This window comes from Streptomyces sp. NBC_00237 (genome assembly GCF_026342435.1).
Classification (GTDB): domain Bacteria; phylum Actinomycetota; class Actinomycetes; order Streptomycetales; family Streptomycetaceae; genus Streptomyces.
In genome coordinates, this window is record NZ_JAPEMT010000002.1 from 2,540,060 (window position 1) to 2,562,738 (window position 22,679).

19 protein-coding genes are annotated in these 22,679 nt (G+C 72.2%); 7 read left to right on the forward strand and 12 right to left on the reverse strand.

The annotated features are described in order from the left end of the window. Window positions 1-108 precede the first annotated feature (108 nt). Together OG897_RS25050 and OG897_RS25055 are read right to left on the reverse strand one after the other, a co-directional pair. Entirely contained in the window at window positions 109-1,023 is a 915-nt protein-coding gene (locus tag OG897_RS25050; RefSeq protein WP_266659521.1) for an XRE family transcriptional regulator, read from the reverse strand. Further along, on the reverse strand, window positions 1,020-1,772 hold the full coding sequence (locus OG897_RS25055) for a peptidoglycan-binding protein (protein WP_266659523.1): 753 nt from the start codon (window positions 1,770-1,772) through the stop codon (window positions 1,020-1,022). The genes OG897_RS25050 and OG897_RS25055 overlap by 4 nt, the downstream gene beginning before the upstream one ends. Before the next feature lie 351 nt (window positions 1,773-2,123). Here OG897_RS25055 and OG897_RS25060 point away from each other — a divergent pair, with 351 nt between their 5' ends. Beyond that, window positions 2,124-2,573, forward strand: a complete 450-nt coding sequence (locus OG897_RS25060; protein ID WP_266659525.1) for a hypothetical protein — start codon at window positions 2,124-2,126, stop codon at window positions 2,571-2,573. Between the two features lie 112 nt (window positions 2,574-2,685). Here OG897_RS25060 and OG897_RS25065 read toward each other — a convergent pair whose 3' ends face one another. Together OG897_RS25065 and OG897_RS25070 are read right to left on the reverse strand one after the other, a co-directional pair. After that, window positions 2,686-3,264, reverse strand: coding sequence for a DUF3017 domain-containing protein (locus OG897_RS25065; protein ID WP_266659527.1), 579 nt, complete (start codon window positions 3,262-3,264; stop codon window positions 2,686-2,688). A 57-nt stretch (window positions 3,265-3,321) separates the two neighbouring features. Further along, window positions 3,322-4,188 carry a bifunctional methylenetetrahydrofolate dehydrogenase/methenyltetrahydrofolate cyclohydrolase gene (locus tag OG897_RS25070; RefSeq protein WP_266659529.1) on the reverse strand — a complete coding sequence of 289 codons (867 nt, stop codon included), beginning with the start codon at window positions 4,186-4,188 and terminating at the stop codon, window positions 3,322-3,324. A 274-nt stretch (window positions 4,189-4,462) separates the two neighbouring features. Between OG897_RS25070 and OG897_RS25075 the strand changes: the two genes are divergently transcribed. From OG897_RS25075 to OG897_RS25090, 4 genes are all read left to right on the forward strand, one after another. Beyond that, window positions 4,463-5,218 carry an RDD family protein gene (locus tag OG897_RS25075; protein ID WP_266659531.1) on the forward strand — a complete coding sequence of 252 codons (756 nt, stop codon included), beginning with the start codon at window positions 4,463-4,465 and terminating at the stop codon, window positions 5,216-5,218. A gap of 144 nt (window positions 5,219-5,362) precedes the next feature. Further along, entirely contained in the window at window positions 5,363-6,106 is a 744-nt protein-coding gene (locus OG897_RS25080) for an FHA domain-containing protein (protein ID WP_266659533.1), read from the forward strand. After that, window positions 6,103-7,644: a protein kinase gene (locus OG897_RS25085; RefSeq protein WP_266659535.1), complete on the forward strand. Its 1,542-nt coding sequence runs from the start codon at window positions 6,103-6,105 to the stop codon at window positions 7,642-7,644. The genes OG897_RS25080 and OG897_RS25085 overlap by 4 nt, the downstream gene beginning before the upstream one ends. Before the next feature lie 120 nt (window positions 7,645-7,764). Continuing rightward, window positions 7,765-8,142 (forward strand): hypothetical protein, encoded by a 378-nt coding sequence (locus OG897_RS25090; RefSeq protein WP_266659537.1) that lies wholly within the window; start codon window positions 7,765-7,767, stop codon window positions 8,140-8,142. A gap of 99 nt (window positions 8,143-8,241) precedes the next feature. On the opposite strand, the gene purH is transcribed toward OG897_RS25090, so the two are convergent. Then, a complete protein-coding gene (purH, locus tag OG897_RS25095; protein WP_323188098.1) occupies window positions 8,242-9,837 on the reverse strand; it encodes a bifunctional phosphoribosylaminoimidazolecarboxamide formyltransferase/IMP cyclohydrolase in 1,596 nt (531 codons plus the stop codon). Next, complete coding sequence (gene purN / locus OG897_RS25100; RefSeq protein WP_266659541.1) at window positions 9,818-10,483, reverse strand: phosphoribosylglycinamide formyltransferase; 666 nt, start codon at window positions 10,481-10,483, stop codon at window positions 9,818-9,820. The genes purH and purN overlap by 20 nt, the downstream gene beginning before the upstream one ends. Before the next feature lie 343 nt (window positions 10,484-10,826). On the opposite strand from purN, the gene OG897_RS25105 reads away from it, so the two are divergent. Next, entirely contained in the window at window positions 10,827-11,654 is an 828-nt protein-coding gene (locus OG897_RS25105; protein WP_266659543.1) for a hypothetical protein, read from the forward strand. Between the two features lie 39 nt (window positions 11,655-11,693). Here OG897_RS25105 and OG897_RS25110 read toward each other — a convergent pair whose 3' ends face one another. Next, the gene (locus tag OG897_RS25110; RefSeq protein WP_266659545.1) at window positions 11,694-13,445 is read right to left on the reverse strand and encodes a DUF6350 family protein; all 1,752 of its coding nucleotides are present in this window, start codon (window positions 13,443-13,445) and stop codon (window positions 11,694-11,696) included. A 158-nt stretch (window positions 13,446-13,603) separates the two neighbouring features. Here OG897_RS25110 and OG897_RS25115 point away from each other — a divergent pair, with 158 nt between their 5' ends. Beyond that, window positions 13,604-15,190 (forward strand): helix-turn-helix domain-containing protein, encoded by a 1,587-nt coding sequence (locus OG897_RS25115; protein ID WP_266659547.1) that lies wholly within the window; start codon window positions 13,604-13,606, stop codon window positions 15,188-15,190. A 114-nt stretch (window positions 15,191-15,304) separates the two neighbouring features. Here OG897_RS25115 and sucD read toward each other — a convergent pair whose 3' ends face one another. The 5 genes from sucD to OG897_RS25140 all read right to left on the reverse strand — a co-directional run bounded on the left by sucD (window position 15,305) and on the right by OG897_RS25140 (window position 22,676). Beyond that, complete coding sequence (gene sucD, locus OG897_RS25120) at window positions 15,305-16,189, reverse strand: succinate--CoA ligase subunit alpha (protein WP_266659549.1); 885 nt, start codon at window positions 16,187-16,189, stop codon at window positions 15,305-15,307. Window positions 16,190-16,210: 21 nt separating this feature from the next. After that, window positions 16,211-17,392, reverse strand: coding sequence for an ADP-forming succinate--CoA ligase subunit beta (sucC, locus tag OG897_RS25125; RefSeq protein ID WP_266659551.1), 1,182 nt, complete (start codon window positions 17,390-17,392; stop codon window positions 16,211-16,213). A gap of 366 nt (window positions 17,393-17,758) precedes the next feature. After that, entirely contained in the window at window positions 17,759-18,952 is a 1,194-nt protein-coding gene (locus OG897_RS25130; protein WP_266659553.1) for a VWA domain-containing protein, read from the reverse strand. After that, window positions 18,949-21,531 carry a DUF5682 family protein gene (locus OG897_RS25135; RefSeq protein WP_266659555.1) on the reverse strand — a complete coding sequence of 861 codons (2,583 nt, stop codon included), beginning with the start codon at window positions 21,529-21,531 and terminating at the stop codon, window positions 18,949-18,951. The genes OG897_RS25130 and OG897_RS25135 overlap by 4 nt, the downstream gene beginning before the upstream one ends. Continuing rightward, window positions 21,528-22,676, reverse strand: a complete 1,149-nt coding sequence (locus OG897_RS25140) for an AAA family ATPase (RefSeq protein WP_266659557.1) — start codon at window positions 22,674-22,676, stop codon at window positions 21,528-21,530. The genes OG897_RS25135 and OG897_RS25140 overlap by 4 nt, the downstream gene beginning before the upstream one ends. Between the last annotated feature and the right edge of the window lie 3 nt (window positions 22,677-22,679).

The window sequence follows — 22,679 nt, forward strand, 5'->3', positions numbered from 1 at the left end:
CCTCCGAAACAAGATCTTTGAGGTGATCCAGTCCGGGACACCGGATCTCAAGACGACACCCAACAGTGGAATGGTTCCCTCCAGTTGTGTATGTCGATCTTTTGCGAGTCACCCCGCGAAACACTCCGGCGCGCCTCCCGCCGCAGGCTCCAGACAGGCCCGCACTCCGGCCGGATCGCGCGGCGCGAGCATGGGGGTGACGACCCAATCTGTGGCATCCCCCACATCGACGGCCTCCGCCCGCATGACTTTTGGGCCGGTCTGCGACGTTTCACCCCCCTCGTTCTCGGCTCCCTGCGTCTCGCCCCGCCCGTCGGTCTCGTCCTCCAGCGCGGGATAGAGCGCCACCTTGTCCCCCGCCTTCAGGAACGACGCCCGCACCCACACCGCCCTGCACACGCTGCTGTACCGGATCTCCACCCGCTGCCCGCCCCGCGCGGTCCGGTCCACCAGCGAGGTCGCCGCCCCCGACTGCCCGCACCCCATCCCCCGGGGCATGCGCCCCACGCACTGCGCGCCCAGGCACCCGGCGGCCACGGCGACCCCACGGGTGGGCTGCGGCGAGGAGCCGACGTCCGGCGGGCCGCCCGCCCCGAGCGCCGCGAGGCCGACACCGAGGGCCACGGCCGCCGCCCCGACCAGGGCACCGCCCACCATCAGCGCGTACGGCTGCCATCCCCTGCGCACGGGGCCGGGTTCCCGGGCGAGTTCGACCACGGGCTCCCGTACGGGAACGGTCCCCGACGCGTGCTCCGAGCGGCCGCTCCAGCACGCGTCCGCCAGCTCCCACAGGGCCAGCAGCCGCGCGGGCGGTACTCCCGCGACCGTGCACAGGGCCTCCACCGCCTGCCTCGGGACCGGCTTCTTTCCGTTGAGATAGCGCTCCCAGGAGGACTTGCTGTACGGAGTACGGTCCGCCAGCGCGGCCAGGCTCAGCCCCGTACCGATCCGCAACTCCCGCAGTTCCGCCGCCAGATGGGCACGATCCCCACCCGGAACCGGCTCCTGCCCTTCACTCCTCATCGGCGCAGCTCCCGCCAGGTGTTCTCGCCGACCAGACCGTCGGGCACCAGCCCGCGCCGCTTCTGGAAGGCGCGGACGGCGTCCGTCACGGCCGGGCCGTACAGTCCGTCGACGACCCCCGGGTCCACGCCGTGCGCGCGCAGCAGGCACTGCGCCTCGACGACGTCCCGGCCGCTCGCGTCCGGCGTCAGCAGGGTCTCCCGGGTGACGCCGTGCCCCGCGTACCGCCCGCCGTCCTTGCGTCCGGTGCCGCAGGAGTACGTCCTGTCCTCCTGGTACGCGTACGCGGCCGGGTCCTGCGGCGTCGTCCCGGCCCCGGTCGCCGAGGCGACGGCGTACCCGGCGGCGAAGGCCACCAGGAGCGCGCATCCGGCGGAGGCGAGGACGGCGGGGCGCGGGGTGCGGCCGTGTGACGTCCGCGCGGGCTCCGGTTCCTCGTCCGGGTGCTGCCGTGCCCGGTCCTGGCCGTTCTCCTCCGCGCGGGCCCCGCGGTCGCGCGCGGCGACGTCGTACAGGACGAGGAGGCGGGTGGGGTCGCTTCCGCAGACCCGGGCCAGTTCCCCGACGGCCTCTCTCGACGGCGGAGTGCGGCCGTTGAGATAGCGCTCCCAGGAAGAGCGGCTGCTGCTTGTCCTCGTCTCCAGTGCGGCCAGACTGAGGCCGCTGTGGTCCTTCAGCCTCCGCAGCTGGGCGACCAGTTGACGGTCGCGCTCGCCCAGCTGGGGCGGCAGCGTCTTCCACCGCGCCATGCTTCACCCCGTACGCGTGTCTGCGTCCTTTGGGCCGAGCCCCGGACCCCCGAGCCGGGTCGGCCGTGGCCCCCGGCACTCCCCACTGATGATGCGAAGGGCCGCCGCGCGGGTTCCCTGGCGGCGGGCGCGAGGTGGCTTCCGGCCGATTCCCGCCTGCCCCTGCGCGTCCCGGACGTCCCAGCGAAGCCTCCTGGGACGGGGCGTCCCCGCAGGTGGGGGCGTGGGACGTCCCCTGCTGTCCCGTACGGGTGGATCGCTGTGGCGGCGACCGGAAACAGCTGCGCACAGTCGTTCCCGTACCCCCGCTCGAACCGGAGCGGGCCGTACGACAACGGGGAGGAACACCACATGCACGCTCCCAAGCGCACCGTCGCACTCGCCACCGCCGCCCTGACCCTCGGCGGGCTCTTCGCCGCCGGGGCGGGGCCCGCTGCGGCGGCCCCGGCGAAGGCGTCCGTCAGCAAGCCCGCCGCCGCGACCTCGGCCGTCAACACCGTCGGTGCCGCCGACCTCAGCGCCCAGGCCAGGCGCTGCGACTGGCCGCGCGTCTGCTTCTACCGGGGCAACACCTACAAGGCCGCGTACAAGGACTGGGGCTACCAGCTGCTCGGCCCGCGCGGCCGGTCGTCGAACGTCATCGTCAACTCCCGCTACGACGACGGCGCCCGCATCTACCTGATGCGCCACAACGGCACCGGCCGCCACTGGGAGTGCGCGAAGCCGCGCCGGGTCTACAGCGTCCGGCCGGGCTGGAAGCCGTACGCGATCAACATCCGCAACAGCCCGAGCTGTCGCTGATCACCGATTGCCACGAACACGACGGTGGCCCGTTCTTCCCACGGGGGGAGGGAACGGGCCACCGTCCTGCCGTGCCGTGTCTTCGGCGCGTCTCCGACGTGCCCGCGCCGGATCAGCGCACGGTGAAGCGCACCACCTGCTCCACGATCGGGATCTTCAGCCACGGCTTGGGCTGCGTCATCATCGCCAGCATCACGATGAGCAGGCCCAGCGTCCCGTACGTCACGATGTCCGTGAAGCGGGAGCGGACCGCGAGCATGCCCACGCCCGGCAGCACCCAGCGGAACACCGCCCCGGTGATCAGGGCGGCCCCGATCAGGACCGTGCCCAGCCGGAACCCCATGCCGAACGCGTCGACGGCGACCAGCAGCAGCCCGAGCCCCGTCATCCCGAGCACCGTGAGCAGCGGCCACTGCCGGACGGGCGCCGGAGCGTCCCCGTCGGCGGCCCGGCCGCCGCCCTCGGGGCGGGCGGTGTCCCGGGTGAGGGCGGGGAAGCGCCGCGTGGTGCGCACCGGCCCGTCGGGGCCGGGGGCACTGACGACGCCCTTGGCCTCGGGCTCGGGAGCCTCGGTCGTGGGAGTCACGGGGTCGCCGGGCTCCGCCGGGGACTTCACGCCCGCCGGGGACTTCGTGTCCTCGGTGGCCCCGCCGCCGGTCGGCTCGCTGCGGTCGTCCGCCTTGTCGCCCATGGCCTCGCTGCTCCCTCTTCGTCCCGAAATCGTCCCGTACGCTTCCCGGTCGGCCCGTCAGCCCGCGTCGATACCGGCTGCGCGCTCGGCCGCCTCAACGACGTTGACCAGCAGCTGGGCACGGGTCATCGGGCCCACGCCACCCGGGTTGGGGGCGACCCAGCCCGCGACCTCGGCGACGCCGGGGTGCACGTCGCCGACGATCTTGCCGTTCTCGTCGCGGCTGACGCCGACGTCCAGGACGGCCGCGCCCGGCTTGACGTCCTCGGGCTTGATCAGGTGCGGCACACCGGCGGCGGCGACGATGATGTCGGCCTGACGCAGGTGGTGGGAGAGGTCACGGGTGCCGGTGTGGCACTGGGTGACGGTGGCGTTCTCGGACTTGCGGGTGAGGACCAGCGGCATCGGGCGGCCGATGGTGATGCCCCGGCCGACGACCACGACGTGGGCGCCCTTGATCTCGACGTCGTGGTGGCGCAGCAGCTGGACGATGCCGTACGGCGTGCAGGGCAGCGGGCCCGTCTCGCCGATGACGAGCCGTCCCAGGCTCATCGGGTGCAGGCCGTCGGCGTCCTTGGCCGGGTCCATCAGCTCCAGGACGCGGTTGGTGTCGATGCCCTTGGGGAGCGGGAGCTGGACGATGTAGCCGGTGCAGGCGGGGTCCTCGTTGAGTTCCCGTACGACTGCCTCGATCTCCTCCTGGGTGGCGGTCGCGGGCAGTTCGCGCTGGATGGAGGCGATGCCGACCTGGGCGCAGTCGCGGTGCTTGCCCGCGACGTACCACTTCGAGCCGGGGTCGTCGCCGACCAGGAGGGTGCCGAGCCCGGGAACGACTCCTCGGCTGATCAGGGCCGCGACGCGGCCGGTGAGTTCGGACTTGATCGCGGCTGCGGTGGCCTTGCCGTCGAGAATCTGGGCGGTCATGTGCCCATCCTCGCGGATACAGGGGGTGTGGTTCCAATTAGGGGCCGCTCGGGCGCGAGCGGGGGTCGCGGCGTTGGGACGACGCATTGTCACCGGCTGGAACCAAACGTTGCACTTGCACAACACCTAGCTCTTCCGGCTGGACAAAAACAAGTCGGTAATACGACGATGTGGCGCGCAGTTCGCGGTAGCGCAGGGGGGCAAACCGCTCGTTCCAGACACGTTCCTCCGCTCGGACCGCACCGTCCCCAGCTCGACAACGGAGGAATCGCACGTGAGCTTCGGCGACCCCAACAACCCGTACGGCCAGCCCCAGGGCCAGCCGCAGCAGCCGCCGCAGGGCCAGCCCGGCTACGGCTACCCGCAGCAGCCCCCGGCGGGCCAGCCCGCGTACGGCTACCCGCAGCAGGCCCCGCAGGGCGTTCCCCCGCAGCAGGGCTACGGCTACCCGCCCCAGCAGCCGGGCGGCACCCTTCAGGCCAACAACGGCTACATCAACGTCGCGGGCCTGGGCACCGTCGAACTCGCCACGATGGGACGCCGTCTGGGCGCGCGTCTGCTGGACGGCGTGGCGTACGGCATCCTGTACGCGATCTTCTCGGCGATCGGTCTCGCGGGTCTCGTCGGTGCGTCGGAGTCCCTCAAGGACTGCACCAACATCCAGTACACGGACCCCGGGTACCAGCAGTGCATCACCGACGCCACCAACGCCGGCGTCGGCATCGTCGCCGCGTTCTTCGGCGCCCTCGCCCTCTTCGCCCTCATCGCCCTGCTCTACGAATGGCTGATGGTCTCCATCTTCGGCGCCACGCTCGGCAAGATGGTGCTCGGCGTCAAGGTCATCAAGGAGTCCACCGGTCAGGCCCCCGGCCTGGGTGCGGGCTTCATCCGCTACATCATCCCGATGGTCGGCTCGCTGTTCTGCGGCCTCGGCACGCTCCTGGTCTACCTCTCGCCCTTCTTCGACAACTCGGGCAAGCTCCAGGGCTGGCACGACCGTGCCGGTGGCACGATCGTCATCAAGAAGTAGGCAAGGTGAAGGTGCGGCCACCTTCACCTCCTCGCGAAGGCCGTCAATACCCCACTCGTTCCGGGGAATTGGCGGCCTTCCGCCTTACCCGGAGGCATTTCGCTCCCTACCCTGGCGGGGATTTGCCAGGGAGGGATGCAGAGCATGTACAGCATCATCGTGGTTCCCGCGCACTGTGCGGGTCCCGGGGAACAATTCCGGCTGGCTCCGGGGGAAACCCTGCGTTTCGGCCGTACGCCGCCGGACGGCAGCTCCGTACCCCACCTCACGCTCGCCCACGACGGGGTGTCCCGGTCCGCCGGGGAGATCCGGGCCAGCGGCGCGTTCTGGACGCTGAGCAACCTCGGCTCCCGGCAGACGTACGTCGTCGAGAACCCGGAAGGGGCGGGCGAGCACATCAAGATCGCGCCGGGACGCCTCGACGCGCCCGTGCCCTTCGAGTTCTCCAGGGTGGTGCTGCCCGCCGCCGGGGAGCTGCTGGCCTTCGAGGTGTGGGCGCCGCGCCACGACTACGTGACGGCGGACCCGTCCCTGCCCGGAGCCCTCACCGCGCCCGCCTTCGCCCTCGACCGTACGAAGCGGTACTTCGCGGTGCTCGCCGCGCTGTGCGAGCCCCGGCTGCGCGGCGAACCGCACGCCCCGCTGCCGACCGTCGACCAGGTGGTGGAACGGCTGCGTCCGCACTGGCCCGGCGCGTCCCGCACTTCCGTGCAGTGGAACATCGACTACCTGGCCGTGAAACTCCGCCTCAAGCAGCCCCCGGAAGCGGCGGACTGCGGCCCCCGGCTCAACGGCAAGAAGGAGTCCCTGGTCTCGCTCGCGCTGCGCTTCGATCTCGTACGGGAGACCGAACTGTCGCTGCTCGAAGGCGAGTTGACCAAGAGATGACCTTCGCCGTCCCCGTCCCGCCCGGCTACCGGATCGGCTCCTGGCAGGTGCGCGAGCCGCTCGCGGCCGGGGCCTTCGGGAGCGTGTACGCGGCCGTGAAGGTGTCCGGGGCGCCCGGCGGCCTGCCCCCGGAAGCAGCCCTGAAGTTCCTGCCCACCGGCACCCGCACCCCGCGCCAGCTGAACCACCTGCGCGAACTCGCCCAGCGCGAGCTGACGATGCACCGCAAGCTGTCCCGCCCCCGGCTGATCCGGATGTACGAGGCGCTGACCGTCGACGACCCGGACCTCCCGGAGCTGGACGGCGCGACCGTTCTCGTACTGGAGCGGGCCGAGGGCTCCCTCGACGCCCTGCTCGCCCGGGAGCCCGTGCCCGCCGCCGGGCCCGCGCTGCTCGCCCAGGTCTGCGAGGGCATACACCAGCTGCACCACGCGGGCTGGGTGCACGGCGACCTCAAGCCCGGCAACGTACTGCTGATGGCGGACGGCACGGTGCGGCTCGGGGACTTCAACCTGGCCGCCGAGATGGACGGCACCCACGCGTACGCGCCCGCGTTCGCGACGCCCGACTACACACCGCCGGAACTGCTCTGGTCGGAGATCAGCGACAACGGGCGGCAGGTCAGACCGAGCACGGACGTGTGGGCGTTCGGGGTGCTGGCGCACCTGGTGCTGACGGGGAAGCCGCCGCTGCCCGGCGGCGGAGGCAGCGGGGGCGGGCCCGCCGCCCGCTCGGAGGCGCTGCTCGGCTACGCGCGCGGGGAGGCGGACCTGCACCTCGATCCGGAACTCCCCGAGGGGTGGCGGGACATCGTCACCGACTGCCTGGCCCGCACGCACGAGGAGCGGTCCGCGTTCGACGCCGCCGGGCTGCTGCGCCGTATCGAGGCGGTGACCGGCTCCGCGCCCGCGCCCCGGCTGCCCCGGCTGCGGCCCCGTTCGCGGCGGACGGTGCGGGCGCTGTGGGCGGCGGGAGCGGCCGTCGCGGTCCTCGGGGCTTCGCTGGGGTTCCTGGCGCTGCGGGAGCAGCCCGTCCCGGACGCCGAGTACGGGGCGGCCGAGCTGCGCACGGACAAGGGCGTCCCGGTGGCGTACCGGAAGCTGATCGTCGACGCGGCGCACCAGTGCGGCGAACGGGACGTCACGCCCGCGCAGATCGCGGCGATCCTGAAGGTGGAGAGCGACTTCGACGCGGACCTGTGGGACCCGGCCAACGACGAGTACGGGATCGCCCGGTGGAGCCCCCGGGTGGTGCGCTACTGGCTGCGCAGCGACGAACGGCCGAAGACCGGGAACCCGAAGCCGCCGTTCCCGCCGGAGCAGTCGATTCCGGCGCTGGGCAGGTACCTGTGCGCGATCACCCCGGCGCTGTGGCCGAACCTCAACGTCTCCACGTCGGTAGCGGGGGCGGTCGCGCATCGCTCCTCCGCCTCCCGGGTCAACGAGTGGGGCGGAGCGCCGGCGAAGCTCCGCCCCCATGCGGACAAGGTCGCGCACTACCTCAAGGAGTACGCAGCCCAGGGCGCCGGGGCACCCTGAGACATCTGAGGTACCTCGGTGGGGCGCGTCGGGGGACGGTTGTGGTGTGCCGCCGGAGAGGCGGCACGGACCACGCAACTCATCACCTCACAGGGGGACATGATGCGCAGGACCCGAAGGATGATCGCCGCTGTCGGTGCCACGGTCGCGGGGGCCGCGGTGCTGGTGGCACCCGGGATCGCCCAGGCCGACAGCTCCGCCGTCCCGGCCGCCTCCCAGGTCAAGATCCAGGGGAAGTACTACTTCAACACCTGGCGGAACGCGTACAGCTACGAGGGCCGGAACGTGAACACCCCGAAGAAGGGCATCCTCTGGGCCGGGCGGAACTACTTCTACTGCCAGGCGCAGGGCCAGGACCACCACGACGACGCGGGCAACAAGAACACCTGGTGGGCCAAGACCGACGACGACAACGGCAACAGGAACGTCTGGGTGAGCGCCACCGCGTTCAGCGTGGGCGGCAACTACGAGCCGATCCCGGGTCTGCCGAAGTGCTGATCGCCGTATGAGCGTCTGACCGTACGAGCGCGTGAAGGAGGCCGCGCCCCGATTTCGGGGGAGGGCGCGGCCTCCTTCACGTACGTATTACCGGCCGTGTCAGTGGAAGAAGTGGCGCGTGCCCGTGAAGTACATGGTCACGCCCGCCTTCTTCGCGGCCTCGACGACCAGCTCGTCGCGTACCGAACCGCCCGGCTGGACCACGGCCTTGACGCCCGCGTTCAGCAGGATCTCCAGGCCGTCCGGGAACGGGAAGAAGGCGTCCGACGCGGCGTACGAGCCCTTCGCCCGCTCCTCGCCCGCACGCTCGACGGCGAGCTTCGCGGAGTCGACGCGGTTGACCTGGCCCATGCCGACGCCGACGGACGCGCCGCCCTTGGCGAGCAGGATGGCGTTGGACTTGACCGCGCGCGACGCCTTCCAGGCGAAGGACAGCTCGGCGAGCTCCTCGCCGGAGAGGGCCTCGCCGGTGGCCAGGGTCCAGTTCTTCGGGTCGTCGCCCTCGGCCTGGAGGCGGTCGGTGACCTGGAGGAGGGCACCGCCGTCGATCGGCTTGACCTCGACCTTCGCGGAGGGCTCGCCCTCGCAGCGCAGGACGCGGATGTTCTTCTTGCGGGCGAGGACCTCGACGGCCCCGTCCTCGTACGCCGGGGCGACGATGACCTCGGTGAAGATCTCCGCGACCTGCTTCGCCATGGCGACGGAGACCGGGCGGTTGACGGCGATCACGCCGCCGAACGCGGAGAGCGGGTCGCAGGCGTGGGCCTTGCGGTGGGCCTCGGCGACGTCGTCACCGATGGCGATGCCGCACGGGTTGGCGTGCTTGATGATCGCGACACAGGGCTCGGCGTGGTCGTACGCGGCACGGCGGGCGGCGTCCGTGTCGGTGAAGTTGTTGTACGACATCTCCTTGCCGTGCAGCTGCTCCGCCTCGGCGAGGCCGCCGGTACCGTCGACGTAGCGGGCGGCGCCCTGGTGCGGGTTCTCGCCGTACCGCAGGACGTTCTTGCGGGCGTACGTCTGCCCGATGAAGTCCGGGAAGCCGCTGTCGTCGGCCGCCGCGTAGTCGTCGGCGAACCAGGCCGCGACGGCGACGTCGTACGCGGCCGTGTGCTGGAACGCCTCGGCCGCGAGGCGCTTGCGGGCGGTCAGGTCGAAGCCGCCGTCCTTGGCCGCCGCGAGGACGTCCGCGTACCGGACCGGGCTGGTGACGACGGCAACCGACGGGTGGTTCTTGGCGGCGGCGCGGACCATCGACGGGCCGCCGATGTCGATCTGCTCGACGCACTCGTCGGGGCTCGCGCCGGACGCGACGGTCTGCGTGAACGGGTAGAGGTTGACGACGACGAGGTCGAAGGGCTCGACGCCCAGCTCGGCGAGCTGGTTGCGGTGGTCCTCCAGGCGCAGGTCGGCGAGGATCCCGGCGTGCACGCGCGGGTGCAGGGTCTTGACCCGGCCGTCCAGGCACTCGGGGAACCCTGTCAGCTCCTCGACCCGGGTGACGGGGACACCGGCGGCGGCGATCTTCGCGGCGGTGGAGCCGGTCGACACCAGCTCGACGCCGGCCTCGTGCAGGCCCTGGGCCAGCTCCTCCAGACCGGTCTTGTCGTAGACGCTGACCAGCGCCCGCTGGATGGGCCGCTTCTTGATGGAATTGGCGATGGAGTTGGCCGGGTTAGCGGAGTTCACCGACATGAACCTTTCGTCCCTCTATGCGGTAGCCGTTGCGGGCGAGACGCCCCACGACCTCGACGAGCAGCAGACGCTCGACTTCCTTGATCCGCTCGTGCAGAGCGGCTTCGTCGTCTTCGTGCCGGATCTCGACCACGCCCTGGGCGATGATCGGACCGGTGTCGACGCCGTCGTCGACGAAGTGGACGGTGCACCCGGTGACCTTCGCGCCGTACGCGAGAGCGTCACGGACGCCGTGCGCACCGGGAAAACTGGGCAGCAGGGCGGGGTGCGTGTTGACCACCCGCCCGCCGAACCGGGCGAGGAACTGCTTCCCCACGATCTTCATGAACCCCGCGGAGACGACGAGATCGGGCTCGTACGCGGCGGTAGCGGCGGTCAGCGCGGCATCCCACTCGTCCCGCGTCCCGTGGTCCTTCACCCGGCACACGAAGGTGGGGATTCCGGCGCCTTCCGCCCGCTCCAGGCCGACGATGCCGTCGCGGTCGGCGCCGACCGCGACGATCTCCGCGCCGTAGTTCGGGACCGCGTCGATCACGTCGAGCAGCGCTTGGAGGTTCGTACCGGAACCGGAGACCAGGACCACCAGACGGGCGGAGCGTCCTGAGGCAGGGGGGAGGGGAGGGGCGGAGGGGGGCGGGGAGGCCACGGCGGGTCTCTTTCTCGCGGCTCGTGCGGTGCTCGAACGGTCTGCGTGCTCTGCGTGCTCGAACGGGGCTTTGTGGGGTCGTACGAATGAATCGCACGCCGACATACGGGGAACCCTACGAAGGCGCCGAACGTCAGCAACGATACCGGCACACCGGCCCGCCCCCACGGGACGGGTGCACGGGCGCCAGGTAGCGTCAGGGCAGGACTCGCGTCCCGTCGCAGGCCCCGGCGTCAGACCGGACCGGCGACGGGCGGAGCACCACACGACACATGACCTTCCGCACCGCGGAGCACAACGCTCCGGGCCCCGTCGGAAGGTCCGAGGGGAAGACGTTCACCAGATGACGGACCGACGCCGCCACGCGGCCCCGAGCCGCCACCCGTTCCCGCTGCCGCAGCCCTCGGCCGGTGGGGGGCTTCTGCTGCGGGAACGCAAGGGCGGCGGGGAAACGGAGGCTTCGGGGGCCCGCCCCTCGCAGGACTCCCAGGACTCCCAGGGCTCCGCCCGGAACTCCCCGGAGGACAACCCGTTCGCACCGCCGCCGGAGGGCACTCCGGACCAGCCGTGGCAACCCCGCAAGCCCTCCGGCTCCTCCTCCGACTCCTCCTCTTCCTCCGACTCCTCATCGGGCGGCTGGGGCAACCGGTGGAGCAACCGTCAGCCGGGCCGGGGCAACGGCGGCTTCGGCGGCCCGCAGCAGCCTTCGGGCCGGGGCCAGAACGGTCCCGAGAACCAGGAGGGCGGACCGGGCACGGGCCTGCGCTGGGACCCGACGGACCCGGTGCAGAGGCGTGCCCGGTACGCGCTCCTCGCCGGTATGTGGGCGTTCTTCTTCGCGGTGTTCACGCAGCGCGAGATCGCGCTGCTGCTGGGCGCGCTGGCGCTGTACTGGGGCATCAGCTCCCTGCGCGACCGCAAGAAGCCGGAGCCTTCGGCCACTCCCCCGGCCACTCCCCCGATGAGCACCCGCCCGCAGACGACGGCGGCCGTGAGCGGACTGGTGACGGCGGGGCTGGCGCTGGCGATCGTGGCGGCGACGTTCACGGTGCAGATGGTGTACCGGGACTACTACACGTGCGTGGCGGACTCCCTGACGAAGTCGGCCCAGGTCTCGTGCAACGAGGAACTGCCGAAGTCACTGGTGCCGGTGTTCGGCGTGAAGGAATAGGGCTCCGGGCCCCACAGGATTCTCCGGGCCCCGCAGGGTTCAGGGAAGGGGCGGGGAGGGGTGATCCCCCGCCGAAGGCGGAACTCCCTCCCCCTCCTCCCGCACCTCCGCCATCAATCCCCCGGACGCCTCCCGCAAAGCCGCCCACCGCACCTCCCGCGCCCCACTGTCGTGCCACGCCCCACCCTCCCCAGGCATCCCCTGCCCGGGAGGAGCGGGCGGCACAAGCGGAACCGGCGGAACCGGAACAAGCTCCACCTGCAACGGAGTTGCCTGCTCCCCAGTGTCCGGAGCGAATCCGGGAGAAGCCGAGACCGAGGCCGAAGCATCCGGAGCGAATGCCGGAGATGCCGAGGCCGAAGCCGAAGCAACCGGAGCGAACCCCGGAAAAGCCGAAGCCGAAGCCGCAGCCGCGACGGGCCCCGGAACCGGATCCGAAGCCACCACCCGCCAAACTCTCCGCTCCCGCACCCTCCACCCCCGCACCCCCAGAGCCACCGGCACCCCCACTCCCACCACCCACCCCACCACGCCCAACCCCGCCGCCCACCCCACCGGCCCGAACGCCGCCAGCCGTTCCACGCCGAGCGGCCCGCCCGACGCCGCCGCGAGCACCGCCGTCATCGCCCCGCACCCCACCCCCGCGAGGATCACCGCCCCGGCCGTCTGCCGCCGCCCCCACGCCTCTTCCCGTACGGAATAGACCGGCGCGGCCACCCTCACCGTCAACCACGCCACGACCACGGCGGCCACCAACGGCACCCCCGAAGCGGCCCAGTTGACGGCAGTCCCCCGCCCCTCCCCCGGCAGCGCCGCCAGCAACGGGAAGTGCGGAACCGCCCCCGCCGCACCCACCGCACCCAACGGGCCGACCGTCGCCCCGACTCCCACCTCGAACCCCACTCCCACTCCGTAACAAGCCCCCCACACAGCCGCGTTCGGCACCAACGCCAGTGCCAGCGCCAGCACCCCGAACCGCCCCGACCACTCCCCCGCGAGCCGTACGAACGACTCCTGCGCCAGGTCCGCGTGCCACCCCAGCGACACCCCGACGACCAGCGCCCCGCCGCCCACGAGCACCGCCGTCCCGGCGGCCGCCGCCCGCGCCGCCGTCGCGAGCAGGGGGCGCGCGAAGGCCGCCCGTACGCCTGCCGGAACCCACCGGGGCAACGGCCCGTGCGGCCTTCCGTACGCGGTCCACACCCCCACAGCCGCAGCGCCACCCACCACCAGGGGCACGTGCAGCACCACACTCCCCACCGTCGCAGGCAGCGGCCCCCCGGCCGCGTACACCGCGGCCAGTGCCCCTACCAGCAGGTACCCGACCGTCACTCCGCCGAATGCCTCCCAGCCAGAGGCCCGGGGAGCCACCTCCTCCCCGTCCTCCCCCTCCTCGCACGCGTCCCGCGCCGCCCGATGGGCCAGCCACAACGGCAGTACGGAGCACAGCAGCGGGGTCAGTCCCACCGGCGCGGCGACGCCGCCGAGGGTGTCCGTACGCACCAGATCCGCACCGTGCGCGAGCAGCCACACCCCGGCCGCGACGCGCAGCGCCGCACCCGCCCCCGCGTCCGGATACGGCGAACTGATCCACAGCACCATCACCAGCACCGCGAACGCCCCGAGCCCCAGCCCGGCGGCCAGCCCACCGCGCACCAGACACACGACCCACGCGGTACCGCGCCCGCCCGCCGTCGCCCGCTGCTCCTCCGGCTCGCGCGGCCCGGGATACGGCTCCTGCTGCGGGCCCTGCGGCAACGGCTGCTGCTCGGTCACTGGATTCGGGTTCACGCGGCCATGCTGCCCACGACACGCGCCATCTTCACGTAACGGGTGGATGGCCGACGTGTCGCCCAATATACGTTTATGTACTTTTTCGTCCGCCGTACCGCTACGGGAACTTCGGGGAACACATCCACTGCGTCGCGCGCCACGGGGGTGACCGTCCGATGACCCGGACCACTCGTTCCACCCCCGCACCCCCCGCAGTCGACCTGCCCGCCCCGAAGGAACGCCGCAGACTGCGCGAGGCGAAGGCGCTGTCCCAGGCGCAGGTGGCGGAGATCGTGGGCGTCACCCGCGAAACGGTCCGCTCCTGGGAACTCGGCCGCACCACCCCCCGAGGCCGCAAACGCGAGCTCTACGCCCGCCTCCTCGCCACCATCACCACCGAACTCACCACCCACGGCCAAGCAACCCCTGTCCGCACCCCACCCCCCTCACCAAGCCCCCTCACCCAACCGACCCCCTCACCGAGCCCCTCGGCGCGGCCAACCCCCTCGCCGAGCCCCCCGGCGCGGCCAACCCCCTCGCCTAGCCCCCTTGGGCGGCGGGGCCGCCCCCCGGGGGCGAGTGGGGCATCCCCTGCTCGAACGGAGTTGAGAGCTTGGGGAAGGGCGGGCAAGGGGGCGGCCCCCGGCGGAGCCGAACCCCTCGCCCCCGCCCACGCCACCACCGCCCCACCCACCGACACCCCGCACCCCACCACCGGCCCACCCTCCGACACCCCGCACCCCACCACCTCCCACCCCACCCCCGACGAGGTCGAACCCCTCACCCCCACCCGCCCCGCCACGGTCACACCCACCGACGAGGTCGAGCCCCCCACCCCCACCCCCTCCGAAGCCTTCGACGACCTCTACACCCACACCGCCCCCTCCCTCCTCCGCCAGACCTACCTCCTCACCGGCCGCCACCGCCTCTCCCACGAGTCCGTCGAACGCGCCTTCCACCTCGCCTGGCAACGCTGGCCCGAGGTCGCGACGGACCGCGACCCCACCGGCTGGGTCCGCGCGGCGGCGTACGAGTACGCGATGTCCCCCTGGCACCGCCTCCGCCCGAGCCACAAACACACCAACCTCCCCCCCACGGACACGGACGCGTCAGCAACCCCGAAGCCGAACGCAAGGGCAAGGGCAAGGGCAAGGGCAAAGACGAAGCCAAACGCCAAGGCGAACGCGAACGCGACCCCCACCCCCACCCCACCCCCCCGCGCCCTCCTCGAAGCCCTCCTCCAGCTCCCACCCCCCTACCGCCGCACCCTCGTCCTCTACGACGGCCTCGGCCTCGACCTCCCCGAGACCGCCGCCGAGACCGAAGCCACCACCCCCGCCACCGCCCACCGCCTGGAACACGCCCGTACGGTCGTCGCCCAGAAGCTCCCGGAACTGGCCGAGGCCCACACCCCCGCCGAGCAGTCCGCCCTCTTGCAGGAACGTCTCAGCACCCTGGCCGCCGCCCAGCCGGTCGACGCCCTGCCGACGGGCGACGCGGTCCGTACCCGCAGCGAACGCAAGACCCGCTTCTGGACCCGCGCGGCCATCGCCTTCACCACGCTCATCGTCGGCGCGACGGCCTTCACGCTGGCCACGGCCCCGACCCAGTACGAGGCCCCCCGGCCCCCCGGCGAGCCCGTCGGCGGTGTCCCGGCGCACAGCGGCCCCCAGCGCCTCACCGTCCAGGACCAAAAGCTCCGCGCCAAACTCCGCGCCGAACCCACGAACGGCCCGGAACGCCTGGTCCCCCAGACCCGCTGAGCCCCCGGCGCGACCGCCCCGGACAACGCGGAAGGCCCGCACCCCGGATTCGGGGTGCGGGCCTTCCGCGTACGACAAACAGCACTACAAGCGCCTGGGCGCCCAGCGCGATGCTCAGCCAGCGAGGATCGCGCGCGCCAGCTTCGCCGTCTCGGTCGGCGTCTTGCCGACCTTGACGCCGGCGGCCTCAAGGGCCTCCTTCTTCGCCTGGGCGGTGCCCGACGAACCCGACACGATCGCGCCCGCGTGACCCATCGTCTTGCCCTCGGGGGCGGTGAAGCCCGCGACGTAGCCGACGACCGGCTTGGTCACGTTCTTCGCGATGTAGTCGGCCGCACGCTCCTCGGCGTCGCCGCCGATCTCGCCGATCATGACGATGAGCTCGGTCTCCGGGTCCGCCTCGAACGCCGCGAGGGCGTCGATGTGCGTGGTGCCGATGACCGGGTCGCCACCGATGCCGACGGCGGAGGTGAAGCCGATGTCACGGAGCTCGTACATCATCTGGTACGTCAGCGTGCCGGACTTCGAGACCAGGCCGATCTTGCCGGGCTTGGTGATGTCGCCCGGGATGATGCCGGCGTTGGACTGACCCGGGGTGATGAGACCGGGGCAGTTCGGGCCGATGATGCGGGTCTTGTTGCCCTTGGCCGACGCGTACGCCCAGAAGGCGGCCGAGTCGTGGACCGCGATGCCCTCGGTGATGACGACGGCAAGGGGGATCTCCGCGTCGATCGCCTCGACGACGGCGGCCTTGGCGAACGCCGGCGGCACGAAGAGGACGGACACGTCGGCGCCCGTCTTCTCCATCGCCTCGGCGACGGAGCCGAAGACCGGAACCTCGGTGCCGTCGAAGTCGACGGACGTACCGGCCTTGCGCGGGTTGACGCCACCGACGATGTTGGTGCCGTCGGCCAGCATGAGCTTGGTGTGCTTCATGCCCGTGGCACCGGTCATGCCCTGGACGATGACCTTGCTGTCCTTGGTGAGGAAGATAGCCATGGTGTTTGGAGTCCCTCTTCCTTACTTCGCAGCTGCGGCGAGCTCGGCGGCCTTGTCGGCCGCGCCGTCCATGGTGTCCACGCGCTGCACGAGCGGGTGGTTGGCGTCCGAGAGGATCTTGCGACCCAGCTCGGCGTTGTTGCCGTCGAGACGGACAACGAGGGGCTTGGTGACTTCCTCGCCCTTCGACTTCAGCAGCTCAAGAGCCTGGACGATGCCGTTGGCGACCTCGTCACAGGCGGTGATGCCACCGAAGACGTTGACGAACACGGACTTGACGTCCGGGTCGCCGAGGATGATCTCCAGGCCGTTCGCCATGACCTCGGCGGAGGCGCCGCCACCGATGTCGAGGAAGTTGGCGGGCTTCACGTTGCCGTGGTTCTCACCGGCGTACGCGACGACGTCGAGGGTGCTCATCACGAGACCCGCGCCGTTGCCGATGATGCCGACCTCACCGTCGAGCTTGACGTAGTTGAGGTTCTTGGCCTTGGCGGCGGCTTCGAGGGGGTTGGCCGCGGCCTTGTCCTCAAGCGCCTCGTGGTCGGGCTGACGGAAGTCGGCGTTCTCGTCGAGAGACACCTTGCCGTCCAGCGCCAGGATGCGGCCGTCCTTGGTCTTGACCAGCGGGTTCACCTCGACGAGGAGCGCGTCCTCGGCGACGAAGGTGTCCCACAGGGTCACCATGGCCTCGGCGACGCCCTCGGCCACGTCGGCCGGGAACTTCGCCAGGGCCACGATCTCGCGGGCCTTGACGATGTCGACGCCGTCCACGGCGTTGACCGGGACCTTCGCGAGGGCCTCGGGGGTCTTCTCCGCGACCTCCTCGATGTCCATGCCGCCCTGCACCGAGGCCATGGCCAGGAAGGTGCGGTTGGTGCGGTCGAGGAGGTACGAGACGTAGTACTCCGCCTCGATCTCCGGGGACAGCTCGGCGATCATCACCTTGTGGACCGTGTGGCCCTTGATGTCCATGCCGAGGATGTCGGTGGCGCGGGCCACCGCCTCGTCGGCGTTGGCGGCGAGCTTCACGCCACCGGCCTTGCCTCGGCCGCCGACCTTCACCTGCGCCTTGACGACCGACTTGCCGCCCAGACGCTCAGTGGCCTCGCGCGCCGCCTCAGGCGTTTCAATGACTTCGCCGGCCAGCACCGGTACACCGTGCTTGGCGAAGAGGTCCCTCGCCTGGTACTCGAACAGGTCCACGCGCGTCCGTCCCTTTTCTGAAGATCGCGGGTTCTGGTGATCGCGTTGCGTTCAATGCGATGGGCGTGCCGCGAAGGCAACGTGACGGCGCTGTCACAAGGGAGGCGTACACGATGTCCGGTACGCGGCATGTCCGTCTCGCAGGTTATCCCCGAGGGACGTTGGTCCCTAAATCGCAGGTCACACCTGAACGGTGATACCTGTCACAGAGTGCCGCCCAGAACCCCGATCGGTGTCACTCAGTGTCCGATCATGCGGTCTCCGGTACCGGTATGGGTCGCTTCTCGATCGCCGCCGCCATGACCTCGGGCTGCATCACCCCGGGGGCACCCCCCGAACCCCCGGCCGGTCCCACGCCGGTCCAGGTCAGCCCGCGTCCGGTATCGGCAGCGGCCGCTTCTCGATCGCCGCCGCCATCACCTCGGGGAACAGGTCCGGGGTGCAGGCGAAGGCGGGGGCGCCGAGGGCGGCCAGAGCCGCCGCGTGCTCGCGGTCGTAGGCCGGGGCTCCCTCGTCGGAGAGTGCGAGCAGGGTGACGAACTGCACGCCGGACGCCTTCATCGCCGCGACCCGCTTGAGCATCTCGTCGCGGATGCCTCCCTCGTACAGGTCGCTGATCAGTACGACCACGGTGTCGGCCGGTCGGGTGATCTGCGACTGGCAGTAGGCGAGCGCCCGGTTGATGTCGGTGCCGCCGCCGAGCTGGGTGCCGAACAGCACGTCCACCGGGTCGTCCAACTGGTCGGTGAGGTCCACGACCGCCGTGTCGAACACGACGAGCCGGGTCTGGATCGACCGCATCGAGGCGAGCACCGCCCCGAACACGGACGCGTAGACCACGGACGCCGCCATCGAACCGGACTGGTCGATGCAGAGGACGACCTCCTTCTTGACGGACCGGGACGCCCGCCCGTACCCGATCAGCCGTTCCGGCACGATCGTCCCCTGCTCGGGAAGGTAGTTCTTCAGGTTGGCCCGAATGGTGCGGTCCCAGTCGATGTCGTGGTGCCGGGGCCGGTTGACGCGGGCGCTGCGGTCGAGCGCGCCGGTGAGGGTGGCGCGGGTGCGGGTGGCGAGGCGCTTCTCCAGGTCCTCGACGACCTTGCGGACGACGGCGCGGGCGGTCTCCTTGGTCGTCTCGGGCATCGCCTTGTTGAGGGAGAGGAGGGTGCCGACGAGGTGGACGTCGGCCTCGACGGCGTCGAGCATCTCCGGCTCCAGGAGCAGCGCGGCCAGACCGAGCCGCTCGATGGCGTCGCGCTGCATGACCTGGACGACGGAGCTGGGGAAGTACGTCCGGATGTCGCCGAGCCAGCGGGCGACGGAGGGCGCGGACGCCCCGAGCCCCGCGGACCGGTCGGTGTTCCGCCCGCCTCGGCCGTTCTGCTTCGGACCGGACTCCGCGCCGCCGTAGAGCGCGGTGAGGGCGCCGTCCATCGCGGCGTCCTGCCCGGAGAGCGGGTGTCCGGTGCCGTCGGCGGACTCCCCACCGAGGACCATCCGCCAACGCCGGAGCCGCTCGTCGGCCGCCGTGCGGGACGCGTCTGTCGTCGCGGTCATCGGGAGGTCACCTCCGTGGAGTCGTGGCGGTCCGGCGGGGCGCTGCCTCCGGCGTCCGCTCCGGTGTCCGTGCCTGTGCCTGTGCCGAGGAGCAGGTGCAGCAGCGGCAGTACGGCGTCGGCGCGGGCCGGGTCGAGGGTGGGGCCGAAGCCGGGGGCTCCGGCTTCGGCGGCGGGGCCGCCGCTCGTCAAGGGGGTGCCGCCCGACCGGACCGGGCCGCGTCGGACCAGTTCGCCGAGGGTGCGGCGCACCCCTGGTTCGTACGCCGAGAACGTCCGCCGCAGCAGCGGCAGTACGTCGGTGAAGGCGTCCGGCGGCACCCCGGTGAGCCAGGCGTCGACCAGGGCGAGGAGCCGTTCGTCGTGGACCAGGAGCATGCCCGAGCCGGACGCTCCGCCGACGAAGCCCTCGATCCAGGCCGCCGCCTCGCCTGGCGGGGTGCCAGGCGAGAGGGCGAGGCCCATCAGGCGGGCCGCGTCGTCCTCGTCGAGGCGCCCGTCGTCCAGGAGGAGCCGTACGGCACGGCCCCGGATGACGCCCGCGACGGTGTCCCGGTCGGCGAGGGTGCGCAACACCCTGGACCAGCGGCCGGGGAGGTCGCCGGAGCCGCCCGGGTGCGCACCGTCGGACGGCCTGGTCAGCAGACCGATCGCGGTGTGCACGGCGTCCAGGTGGCGGCGCATCTCGGCGGCGCCGTCGTCGTCCAGGCCCGTACAGGCCGGTGGCAGTCCGACGCAGATACGCATCGAGAGCCCGGCCGCGACCTCGGCGAGGGCGGCGGTGTCGGTGCCGCGCACGTCGCCGTAGCGCAGGGTGCGGGCGAGGGCGGGCAGGGCCTGGGCGAGGTGTCCGACGTCGCTGTCCAGGGCGGCGCGGTCGGCCAGTGCCCGCATCACCACCGGGAGGGCGTCGGGCAGTTCGGCCAGCAGGCACTGTTCGGCGAGGGCCGTGATGGCGGAGAGCGCGGTGGCGTCGACGGCCTGGGACTGCGCTTTCGCGGTGGCGGCGGCCAGGACGGTGGTGCCCCAGATACCGGCCTCGGCGACCCGGACCGACAGTTCGGGTTCCCAGCGCAGCCGCCAGCCCTCGCGGAAGGTGCCGGTGCTGCCCCGGAACGCGGCCGGTTCGCCCCAGCCGATGCCGAGCAGGCGCAGCCGGTGCAGCAGACGGCTGCGGGCGGCGTCGTTGTCCTTGCGGAGGTCGAGCTCCAGCTCGCGCTCCGCCGCCTCCGGTTTCATCCGCAGGGTGCGCTGCTGCCGGGTGAGGTCGCGTTGCAGCGGAACGACGGGAGCGCTGTCGGGGACCTCGCCGAGTACGTCGCCGACGATCAGCCGGTCGTGCACCAGCGAGAGCGGCACGTCGGAGCCGTCGCACATCACGGCCCTGATCGCGTCGGTCGTCTCGGTGAGCCCGGCGAGCGGTCGGCCACGCATCACGGCGAGGGTCTCGGCGAGCCGGACGGCCTCGATGACGTGCGCGGAGGAGACGAGGCGGTCCTCGTCCCTGAGGAGCCCCGCGACCTTGGTCATCCAGCGCGCGACGGGCCGGTCCGCCGCGCCGAACAGGTGCCCGTACCAGCCCGGGGAGTCGATGCCCGCCCCGTAACCGCTGTGCCGGGCCAGCCTCCGGTGCGTCCAGGGCACCCAGGTCAGCTCGGCCTTGACCTTGGGCAGCCCCTTGAGGAGGGCGCGGTCGGCGGTGAGCGTCGGCGGCCTCCCGGCGAGCGCGGGCACGTGCCAGGCGCCGCAGACCACGGCGATCTCGTCCCCGAACTCCTTCTTCGCCGCGCGGAGTTGGATGCGCATGTACGCCTCGCGCACCAGGTCGCGGGCGTGCCCTCCGTGCCCGTACTCCTCGCGCAGCGCCCCCATCGCGTCGGCGAGCGCCTCGAACGGGGCGAACGGGTCGGCACCCCGGGCGCTCCGGTGCTCGACGACGTCCTCCCACCAGCGCTCGGGGTCGTCGTACCCGGCGGCCTCGGCGAGGACGGCGAGCGGATCGACGGCGAGCGGATCGACGGCTAGTGGATCGACAGCTAGTGGATCGACGGCTGGCGGATCGACGGCTGGCGCGTCGAGGTCGGGGTCGTCGGCCTCGCCGTCGGGAACGAGACCGAGGTCCTCATCGCCCTTCCCCTCGCCCCCGCCCTCCCCCTCGCTCAGCGCGGTGCTCTCCTCGCGTACGGCCAGCGAATGCGCGGCGGGGAGGTCGATGAAGCGGACCTGTGCTCCGTTGGCCAGGGCCCACCGGACGGCGACCCACTCCGGGGAGAACTCGGCGAACGGCCAGAACGACGCCCGGCCGGGGTCGTCCGTGACGTGGGCGAGCAGCGCCACGGGCGGCCGCATCTGCGGGTCGGCGGCCAGCGGCAGCAGCGCGTCGGCCTCCGGCGGCCCCTCGATCAGTACGGCGCGGGGTCGCGCGGCGTCGAGCGCGTCCCGCACGGCGCGGGCCGAACCGGGCCCGTGGTGCCGCACCCCGAGCAGCCAGGGACCCTGCGGGAGGGGGCCGTCGGCCGACGGGCCCTGAGCGGTCGGGCCGCCGGGGCCCGGAGCGGCAGCGACGATCGCGGTCGTCATGCGCTCACCTCGCGGCAGGCGCGGTAGAAGTCCTTCCAGCCGTCGCGCTCGCGGACGACCGTCTCCAGGTACTCCTGCCAGATGACCCGGTCGGCCGCCGGGTCGCGGACGACCGCGCCGAGAATTCCGGCGGCGATGTCACCGGAGCGCAGCACGCCGTCCCCGAAGTGGGCGGCGAGGGCCAGACCGTTGGTGACGACGGAGATCGCCTCGGCCGTGGAGAGCGTCCCGGACGGGGACTTGAGCTTGGTGCGCCCGTCGGCGGTGACGCCGGAGCGCAGCTCGCGGAAGACGGTGACGACGCGGCGGATCTCGTCGATGGCGTCCGCGCCGCCGGGCAGGTCGAGGGAGCGGCCCATCTGGTCGACGCGCCGGGACACGATGTCGACCTCGTCCTCGGGAGTGGCGGGCAGCGGCAGCACGACCGTGTTGAACCGGCGGCGCAGCGCGCTGGAGAGGTCGTTGACGCCCCGGTCGCGGTCGTTGGCGGTGGCGATGAGGTTGAAGCCGGAGACGGCCTGGCACTCCTGGCCCAGCTCCGGTATCGGCAGGGTCTTCTCGGACAGGATCGTGATCAGGGTGTCCTGGACGTCCGCCGGGATGCGGGTCAGTTCCTCGACGCGGGCGGTCATGCCCTCGGACATGGCCCGCATGACGGGGCTGGGCACGAGTGCGTCGCGGCTGGGGCCGTGCGCGAGGAGCTGCGCGTAGTTCCACCCGTACCGGATGGCCTCCTCGGGCGTGCCCGCGGTGCCCTGCACGAGCAGCGTGGAGTCTCCGCTGACGGCGGCGGCCAGGTGCTCGGAGACCCAGGTCTTGGCGGTGCCGGGGACGCCGAGGAGGAGCAGGGCGCGGTCCGTGGCGAGCGTGGTGACGGCGACCTCGACGATGCGGCGCGGGCCCACGTACTTCGGTGTGATCACCGTGCCGTCGGGCAGGGTGCCGCCGAGCAGATAGGTGGCCACGGCCCACGGCGAGAGCCGCCACCGGGCGGGCCTCGGCCGGTCGTCGGCCGAGGCCAGCGCCTTCAGCTCCCCTGCGAACGCGTCCTCGGCGTGCGGGCGCAGGGCCTCGGCCGCGTCCGGACGCGTCTCACCCGTCTCGCCGATCGGGCCGGAATTCGTGTCGGTGGCAGGCGTGGTCATGGA

Bases quoted from the DNA above. Each gene is read 5' to 3' on its own strand.
- OG897_RS25050 (WP_266659521.1), bottom strand. From the start codon at position 1,023: ATGAGGAGTGAAGGGCAGGAGCCGGTTCCGGGTGGGGATCGTGCCCAT.
- OG897_RS25055 (WP_266659523.1), bottom strand. From the start codon at position 1,772: ATGGCGCGGTGGAAGACGCTGCCGCCCCAGCTGGGCGAGCGCGACCGT.
- OG897_RS25060 (WP_266659525.1), top strand. From the start codon at position 2,124: ATGCACGCTCCCAAGCGCACCGTCGCACTCGCCACCGCCGCCCTGACC.
- OG897_RS25065 (WP_266659527.1), bottom strand. From the start codon at position 3,264: ATGGGCGACAAGGCGGACGACCGCAGCGAGCCGACCGGCGGCGGGGCC.
- OG897_RS25070 (WP_266659529.1), bottom strand. From the start codon at position 4,188: ATGACCGCCCAGATTCTCGACGGCAAGGCCACCGCAGCCGCGATCAAG.
- OG897_RS25080 (WP_266659533.1), top strand. From the start codon at position 5,363: ATGTACAGCATCATCGTGGTTCCCGCGCACTGTGCGGGTCCCGGGGAA.
- OG897_RS25085 (WP_266659535.1), top strand. From the start codon at position 6,103: ATGACCTTCGCCGTCCCCGTCCCGCCCGGCTACCGGATCGGCTCCTGG.
- OG897_RS25090 (WP_266659537.1), top strand. From the start codon at position 7,765: ATGATCGCCGCTGTCGGTGCCACGGTCGCGGGGGCCGCGGTGCTGGTG.
- purH (WP_323188098.1), bottom strand. From the start codon at position 9,837: ATGTCGGTGAACTCCGCTAACCCGGCCAACTCCATCGCCAATTCCATC.
- OG897_RS25105 (WP_266659543.1), top strand. From the start codon at position 10,827: ATGACGGACCGACGCCGCCACGCGGCCCCGAGCCGCCACCCGTTCCCG.
- OG897_RS25115 (WP_266659547.1), top strand. From the start codon at position 13,604: ATGACCCGGACCACTCGTTCCACCCCCGCACCCCCCGCAGTCGACCTG.
- sucD (WP_266659549.1), bottom strand. From the start codon at position 16,189: ATGGCTATCTTCCTCACCAAGGACAGCAAGGTCATCGTCCAGGGCATG.
- OG897_RS25130 (WP_266659553.1), bottom strand. From the start codon at position 18,952: ATGACCGCGACGACAGACGCGTCCCGCACGGCGGCCGACGAGCGGCTC.
- OG897_RS25135 (WP_266659555.1), bottom strand. From the start codon at position 21,531: ATGACGACCGCGATCGTCGCTGCCGCTCCGGGCCCCGGCGGCCCGACC.
- OG897_RS25140 (WP_266659557.1), bottom strand. From the start codon at position 22,676: ATGACCACGCCTGCCACCGACACGAATTCCGGCCCGATCGGCGAGACG.